Origin of the sequence: Protofrankia sp. Cj3 (assembly GCF_917627355.1) — a bacterium.
In the GTDB taxonomy this organism is placed as follows: Bacteria; Actinomycetota; Actinomycetes; order Frankiales; family Frankiaceae; genus Protofrankia.
Genome location: NZ_CAKJTR010000039.1, coordinates 30,714 through 38,317 on the forward strand (window position 1 = coordinate 30,714; position 7,604 = coordinate 38,317).

The 7,604-nt window shown below is 72.4% G+C and carries 4 protein-coding genes; all 4 read left to right on the forward strand.

Annotated elements, in window-relative coordinates; translation table 11 throughout:
- The first annotated feature begins 200 nt into the window (after window positions 1-200).
- The 4 genes from MJ783_RS07760 to MJ783_RS07775 are packed head-to-tail and all read left to right on the forward strand — an operon-like array spanning window position 201 to window position 7,359.
- Window positions 201-3,524 (forward strand): ATP-dependent DNA helicase, encoded by a 3,324-nt coding sequence (locus MJ783_RS07760; protein WP_239309583.1) that lies wholly within the window; start codon window positions 201-203, stop codon window positions 3,522-3,524.
- Window positions 3,521-6,811: an ATP-dependent DNA helicase gene (locus MJ783_RS07765; RefSeq protein WP_239309571.1), complete on the forward strand. Its 3,291-nt coding sequence runs from the start codon at window positions 3,521-3,523 to the stop codon at window positions 6,809-6,811. Before MJ783_RS07760 ends, MJ783_RS07765 begins: the two co-directional genes overlap by 4 nt.
- Window positions 6,808-7,008, forward strand: coding sequence for a hypothetical protein (locus MJ783_RS07770; RefSeq protein ID WP_239309573.1), 201 nt, complete (start codon window positions 6,808-6,810; stop codon window positions 7,006-7,008). The genes MJ783_RS07765 and MJ783_RS07770 overlap by 4 nt, the downstream gene beginning before the upstream one ends.
- A 57-nt stretch (window positions 7,009-7,065) precedes the next feature.
- Complete coding sequence (locus MJ783_RS07775; RefSeq protein ID WP_239309575.1) at window positions 7,066-7,359, forward strand: antitoxin; 294 nt, start codon at window positions 7,066-7,068, stop codon at window positions 7,357-7,359.
- Window positions 7,360-7,604: the final 245 nt, after the last annotated feature.

Consider the following 7,604-nt stretch of genomic DNA (forward strand, 5'->3'; position numbering starts at 1 on the left):
GCCTTCCGCCTTGCCAGGGGGCGCCTGGACGCGGCTCACTGATCGAAAGCCCGATCTCAAACACGCTCTAACAGCACCCGGCCCCGGCGCCCCGGCGGGAATCGTCCGGTTCTGTCGGTGGCGCGTGGTGTGCTGTGCGCGTGACAGCCCAACCGGACGCCGCCGGGGTTCCCCGGCAGCAGACGCATGCGGTCCCGGCCATGGCGGGCCCGCCGGTCTACCGGCTCGTGCGGACCCCGCCGCCGCCGTCGCGCCCGCCGGTCCTCGACACCGATCAGGCCCGCGTCGTCGCCCACACCGGTGGTCCGCTGCTCGTCCTGGCCGGGCCGGGCACGGGCAAGACGACCACGATCGTCGAGGCGGTGGTCCGGCGGGTGGAGGACGGCCTTGACCCGCAGCGCATCCTGGTACTGACCTTCAGCCGGCGGGCCGCGCAGGAGCTGCGCGAACGCATCACCCGGCGGCTGCGCGCCGCTGTCGGCGCCCCACTGGCCTGGACCTTCCACGCCTGGTGCTACGCCGTCCTGCGGCTGGGCCGGCCGGCGGGCCTTGGCGGCGCCCCACCGAGGTTGCTGTCCGGCCCCGAGCAGGACACGAAGCTCCGCGATCTCCTTGCCGGGACGGTGGAGGTGGGCCGGCCGCGATGGCCGGCCGCGCTCGCGGGCTGCCTCACGTCCCGGGGCTTCGCCGAGGAGGTGCGGGCCATGCTTGCCCGGGCCAGGGAGACGGGGCTGAGCCCGGATGCGCTCGCGGCGCTCGCGCGGCGGACCGGCCGGGACGACTGGGCCGCGATGGCGACCTTCTACGCTGACTATCTTGACGCTCTTGATCTTGAAGGAATGATTGATTACTCCGAACTGGTGCAACAGGCGGCAGCCGTCGCCGAAGACGACGATGTCGGCGTTGGCCTGCGTCGTCGTTACCGCGCTATCTTCGTCGACGAGTACCAGGACACCGACCCCGCACAGGAGCGGCTGCTGCGGGCCGTCGCCGGTGGCGGCGCGGACCTCGTCGCCGTTGGCGACCCGGACCAGTCGATCTACGGTTTCCGCGGGGCAGAGGTGCGTGGGCTGCTGGAGTTCCCGACCCGGTTCCCCCATGCCGACGGGCGTCCCGCCGAAGTGGTGGCGTTGCGGCGCTGCCGCCGGCTGGGGCCGGTGGCGCTCGCCGTCAGCCGGCGGGTGGCGGACCGCATCCCCGCGACAGGCCTGCCCGCCGAACATCTGCGCGCGCATCGGGATCTGATCGCGGCGGGCGGCCCCGACAAGCCCGGCACAGAACGCGTCGAGGCCCGGCTGTACACCTCCGAGGGCGCCCAGGCCGAAGGCGTTGCTGACCTGCTGCGCCGGGAGCATCTGGAGAACGGCACACCGTGGGACCGCATGGCGGTACTGGTGCGAAGCGCGGCCCGGTCCGTTCCGCCGCTGCGGCGGATGCTCACCGCGGCGGGCGTGCCGGTCGAGGTGGGTGGCGACGAGCTGCCGCTTGCCCGTGACGGTGCGGTCGCGCCGCTGCTGTTGGCGCTGCGCTGCGTCGACAACCCCGACCGCGAGCTGACCGCCGAGACGGTACGGATCTTGTTGACAGGCCCGTTGGGCGGTGCCGACCCGACCACGCTGCGGGCGCTGGGCCGGGCGTTGCGCGCGATCGACCGCGCCGCGAGCGTCCCGGGTGCGACCGCCCCAGCCGTGCCGTCGCCGTCGGCGGAACTGATCCGGCTGGCGGTCGCCGACCCCGGCCGCGCCCTGCCGATGGTCCCCGACCACGTCGCGGGTCCGGCTCGTCGCCTTGGTGAGCTGCTGCGATCCGCTCGCGCGCTGCTCAAGCGCGGTGGCGCGCCCGAGGACGTCGCGTGGCTGCTGTGGTCGGGCACCAGCTGGCCCGCCCGGTTGGAACGGGCGTCCGCCGCGGGAGGGGCGGCCGGGCGGGCGGCAGACCGTGATCTGGATGCCGTGGTCGCGCTGTTCGCGACCATCGGCCGGTCCAGCGCGCGGCGCGGTCCCGGTACCGGCATCGGCCCGCTCCTGGACGAGCTGGAACAGCAGCAGGTCACCGGCGACACCCTTGCCGAACGTCCGGCGCGCGGGGGGGTCGTCCGGTTGCTGACCGCCCATCGCGGCAAGGGCCTGGAATGGGACGTCGTGGTCGTCTGCGGTGTCCAGGACGGGCAGTGGCCGGACCTGCGGACCCGCCACTCGCTGCTGGAGTCCGAACGGCTGGACCGTCCCGAGCTCGGCGGGATGCGGGAGCCCGCGACCCGCGCCGAACTTCTCGCGGACGAACGCCGGCTGTTCTATGTCGCGCTGACCCGGGCACGGCGCCGGCTCGTCGTCACAGCTGTCGACGCCGCTGATGATCAAGGTGTGAGCCCGAGCCGGTTCTTCCGCGAACTGTGCGACGCGGCGCCGCTCGGAGTGTCGGTGACCACGCAGCGGTCCCGGCTGGCCCGTCCCCTGACACTGTCGTCGGCGGTTGCGGCGCTGCGCCGGGCCGCCGTCGACCCGGCTTCCACACCGGCGCTGCGGGAGGCCGCCGCGGCCCGGCTCGCGCGGCTCGCGTCCGCGGTTGATGACGCGGGCCGCCCGCTCGTGGCGTCCGCCCGTCCGGGCCGCTGGTGGGGGCTGGCCGAGGTGACCGCTGGTGAGGTACCAGTGGTCGCGGTGGGCGCCCCCATCCGGTTGTCGGGGTCGTCGCTGTCCGGTTTGTCGACCTGCCCGATGCGCTGGTTCCTTGAGCACGAGGCACATGCGCAGGCCGCGAGCAACTCCGACATGGGCTTCGGCAAGGTTGTGCATGCGCTCGCGGACGAGGTCGCGACCGGGCGGACCGCTCCCGATCTCGACGCGCTCGACGCCCGCCTGGACCGGGTGTGGCGGCATCTCGCCTACGAGGCGCCGTGGCGCTCCGAGCAGCAGCGCGCGGCGGCACGCCAGGCGCTGGCCCGGTTCCTGAGGTGGCACACGGCCACCCGCAACCGGCGGTTGGTGGCGAGCGAGGTCCCGTTCAGCTGCGACATCGTCGTGGGCGGCCGAACGGTGAAGCTACGTGGCTTCATCGACCGTATCGAGCTCGACGACGACGGCCGGGTACATGTCGTCGACTTCAAGACGGGCCGGACGGCTCCGTCCAGTTCGGACGTGGCGCGTCATCCGCAGCTCGGCATCTATCAGGTTGCTGTGCGTGATGGGGCGGTGGCGTCGACAGCCGATGGGGCCCGAGCCGAGCCCGGCGGAGCCGAACTGGTGCACCTGCGCCTTGACGCGCCCTCGGCGCCCGCGCAGCCCCCGGCGCCAGCAGGCCCGGCCGGGGAGGCCGCCGGGCATCCGCCGGCTCGGGCGCCGAAGGTCCAACGCCAGGATGCGCTGCCGGTCGACGGTCCCACCTGGGTGGAGGAGCTGCTGTCAGAGGCTGTCGAGCACATCGACGCGGAGCGTTTCCCACCGCGTCCCGGCACAGCCTGCCCGACATGCGCGTTCCGGCGTTGCTGCCCGGCCCAGGACGAGGGACAGCAGGTGATCACATGACCGTGGCCGCCGCCACGGCCCTGCCGGCAGGGCCGGCGCCGGCGCCGGCGCCGACAGACCTCCGTGATCTACTCGGCGTGCCGTTCACCGACGAGCAGATCGCCGCGGCGACCGCTCCGTTGGAGCCCGGGGTGATCGTTGCCGGCGCTGGCTCGGGCAAGACCTCGGTGATGGCTGCCCGGGTCGTGTGGCTGGTCGCGACCGGCCAGGTGGCGCCCGACGGTGTGCTCGGGCTCACCTTCACGACCAAGGCCGCGGGTGAGCTCACGGACCGGATCCGCCGTGGCCTGGAAAAATCGGGTGTCACGGGTACCGAGGGCGAGACCTGCGCGGGTGAACCGGTCGTGTCCACCTACCATGCGTTCGCGAAGCGGCTGGTCACAGACCACGCGCTGCGGCTCGGTCTGGAGCCCGGTTTCACGCTGCTTGCCGATGCCACCCGCTACCAGCTCGCCGGGCGGGTACTGCGTCGCCACCGCGGACCGGTCACGGCGCTGAGCAGACCGCTGTCGATGCTCGTGGGCGACCTCATCGCACTTGACGCGGAATGCGGCGAGCACCTTGTCGAACCGGGGGAACTGGTCGGTTTCGACCGTGACTGGCTGGCCGAGATCGAGACGGTGCTCGCCGCCGAACGGGAACGGCCGCGCACCAAGGGCCATGTCGACGCACTCGACCGGATGGCCCTGATCGCCCGGTCCCGTCAGGAGCTCAGCGCGATGGTCGCGGAGTTCCGCGCGGCCAAACGCGAGCGTGACGCCATCGACTTCGGTGACCTGGTCCGCCACGCGGTCCGGCTGGCCGACACAGTGCCGGAGGTCGGTGCGCTGGAGCGCTCCCGGGCCGGGGTCGTGCTGCTGGACGAGTACCAGGATACGTCCGTGGCGCAGCGGCGGATGCTCGCCGGCCTGTTCGGCGGTGGTCATCCGGTGACCGCCGTCGGTGACCCGTGTCAGGCGATCTACGGCTGGCGTGGCGCGTCCGTCGCGAACCTCGACGGCTTTCCGGCGCATTTCCCGCGTCGTGACGGCGGGCCGGCGCGGGTGTACGAGCTGTCGGTCAACCAGCGCAGCGGCGGGCGGCTGCTGAGCCTGGCCAACGCGGTGGCGGCTGGTCTGCGGGCCCGCCACCGCGTCGCGCGGCTGCGCCCGCGGGACGATGTCGCCGATCACGGTGAAACGGTGGTGGCACTGCATCCAACCTGGTCGCAGGAGGTTCGCTGGGTCGCGGCGACGCTTCGGGAGGTCGTCACCACCGGGCGGGCCAGGCCCGGGGAGTGCGCGGTACTCGTGCGGGCGCGCCGTGACGTCCCCGCGCTGTATGCGGCGCTGCTTGCGTGGGAGCTGCCCGTGGAGGTCGTGGGCCTTGGCGGTCTGCTGAGCCTGCCGGAGGTCGCCGATGTCATCGCGACGCTGGAGGTACTGGACGACCCGACGGCCAACGCGGCCCTGACCCGGCTGCTCACCGGCCCGCGGGTCCGCCTGGGCCGTCGTGATCTCGCCGCGCTCGGGCGTGCGGCGCGCGAGGCCGCCGGCGCCGGGGCGGGGCGCCCCGCCCTCCTCGAGCAGCCGGGATCCGACCAGCCGGGATCCGAGCGGCCGATGGGCGGACAGGGGCCGGATGCGCTTGACGAGGCGGTTCTCGGGATCGACCCCTGCGATGTGGTCGCGCTCGCCGACGTACTGGACGACCCGGGTCCGCAGGTGTCGGCTCAGGGCCGGGCCCGGCTGCGGATGCTCGGCGCGGACCTGCGTCACCTGCGCGTTCATATCGACGAGCCGTTGCTGGACGTCATCCACCGGATCATCGAGGTCACCGGCTTGGATGTGGAACTGGCGGCGAGCTCCGAGGCGGTCGCAGCCCGCCGCCGTGACAACCTCGCCGCGTTCGTCGACGTCGCGGCCGGCTTCACCGGCCTGGACAACGACGGTTCGGTCCGCGCGTTTCTGGCGTTCCTGCAAGCCGCGCGGGAACACGAGCGCGGTCTGGACGCGACCAGCCCCTCCGGCGCGGATGCGGTCCAACTGATGACCATTCACAAGTCCAAGGGGCTGGAGTGGGAGGTCGTGGCTGTGCCGAATCTCAGCCACACGGTTTTTCCGATCACTACCGTCCGGTCGAAGTGGACCACATCTCCGTCGGTGCTGCCCACGCCGTTGCGCGGGGACGCCGACGAGCTGCCTGTGCTGCGTGGCCACGGAAAATCCGACCTCGCCGAGTTCGCCGCCGACTGTGACGGCTACCTGGAACGGGAGGAACGCCGCCTCGGCTATGTCGCGTTCACCCGGGCCAAGTCGGTGCTGTTCGGCAGCGGGCACTGGTGGGGGCCGTCGCAACGTCGGCTGCGTGGGCCGTCGGTCTTCCTCGGCGAACTGTACGATCATGTGCGCGCCGGTCACGGCACAGTCGCGGCGTGGGCGCCGAGACCATCCGAGGATGAGACCAACCCGCAGCTCACCGGTATGGAAGAGCTGGACTGGCCGCTACCGTACGAGCCCGCGTCCGCTGCCCGCCGCCGTGCCGTCGCCGAGCGGGTCACCACGCATCTGACCGCCCTGGCCGCGGGGCGGCCGTTGCCCGCGGACGATCTTACCGCGATGGCTCCGGCGGAACGGCAGGCACTGGCCGAACTCGACCGCGATGTCGAGCTGCTGTTGGAAGAGGCTCGCCGCGCTCGGCGGCCGTCCCGCACGGTGGAGCTGCCGCACGCGCTCACCGCCTCCCAGGTGGTGCGGCTGCGGTCTGATCCGGCGGGGCTGGCCCGCGACCTCGCCCGCCCGATGCCGCGGCGCCCGGCACCGCTGGCACGTCGGGGCACGGCGTTCCACGCCTGGGTGGAGGACGTCTTCGGGCAGGTCCCGCTACTTGATCCCGAGGATCTGCCGGGGGCCGCGGACGAGGCAATGGACGAGGTAACCGATGAGATGCCGGCGGACGGCGACATCATGGCGTGGCGGGCGGCGTTTCTGGCCAGCCCGTATGGCCGGCGGCGCCCGTTCGCGGTGGAGACGCCGTTCGAGCTGCTGATCGCGGGCCGGGCGGTCCGGGGCCGCATCGACGCGGTGTACGACCTCGGGGGCGGCCGTTGGGAGGTGGTGGACTGGAAGACGGGCCGGCAGCACGCGGACGCGGTGCAGCTGGCGGTGTACCGGCTGGCCTGGGCACGGTTGCGGGGGGTGCGCCCGGACGCGGTGGACGCGGCGTTCCTGTACGTCCGCTCAGGTGAGGTGGCCCGCCCGCCGCTGCTGTCCGAAACCGAGCTCGAATCCCTTCTCCGCGGCCCGTGACCGGCCCCCGCCCGGCTCATCCAGACCACGCGGCCAGCCAGCGGCTGTCCGCGCTGGAACGCCTCGTTGCACAGGGCCGGGCAACCGCGCCCACCATCGGGCCGGACGAACCGCTGCCGATGCCGCCCGTGTTGGGTGATCCGTCTCTTGACACCGCGCAGGAGCTGGCCGCGGCACGCGAGCACGAACGCTGGTGATCTATTTCGATTCCGCCGCGGTGGTCAAGCTTGTCCGTGCGGAGCCGTCGAGCGCCGATGATGTCTACTCTTGGTAGCTACCAGGAATCCGGGGAGGGTGCCGTGTCGGGGACTGCGATCGCGAGGCTGTTCACGCATGGCAGGAGCCAGGCTGTGCGGCTGCCGAAAGAATTTCGGCTGCCCGGTGACCGGGTGCGTGTCCGACACGTGGGAGGCGGCGTGCTACTGGAGCCGATCGCGTCGGATGTCGATGCGTGGTTCGCCGAGCTGGACCGGTTTGCCGGCGTGCCACTGTTTGAGGACGGTAGGAACCAGCCGGCGGCGCCCGTCGGCGAGGACATCTTCGAGTGACCTGTCTTCTGGGCGCCAACGCGGTGGTCGCCCTGTTGCGGAACAAGCCGTTCGCCGTGCGCGATCGGTATCGGGCGGCCCTCGCGTCGGGGAACCTCTCGCGCTGTCGTCGGTCGTGCTGTCCGACACCAGGTCTGCGTAGCGCTCGCTGAACTCAAGGAGAGGGTGACGGCGATATATGTCTGGGGAGGTTCCGAGGGGCCGATGCGTGTGGCTGTCAAGCGGTCATGCCATGATCGACATCC

Bases quoted from the DNA above. Each gene is read 5' to 3' on its own strand.
- MJ783_RS07760 (WP_239309583.1), top strand. From the start codon at position 201: ATGGCGGGCCCGCCGGTCTACCGGCTCGTGCGGACCCCGCCGCCGCCG.
- MJ783_RS07775 (WP_239309575.1), top strand. From the start codon at position 7,066: ATGATGTCTACTCTTGGTAGCTACCAGGAATCCGGGGAGGGTGCCGTG.
- MJ783_RS07765 (WP_239309571.1), top strand. From the start codon at position 3,521: ATGACCGTGGCCGCCGCCACGGCCCTGCCGGCAGGGCCGGCGCCGGCG.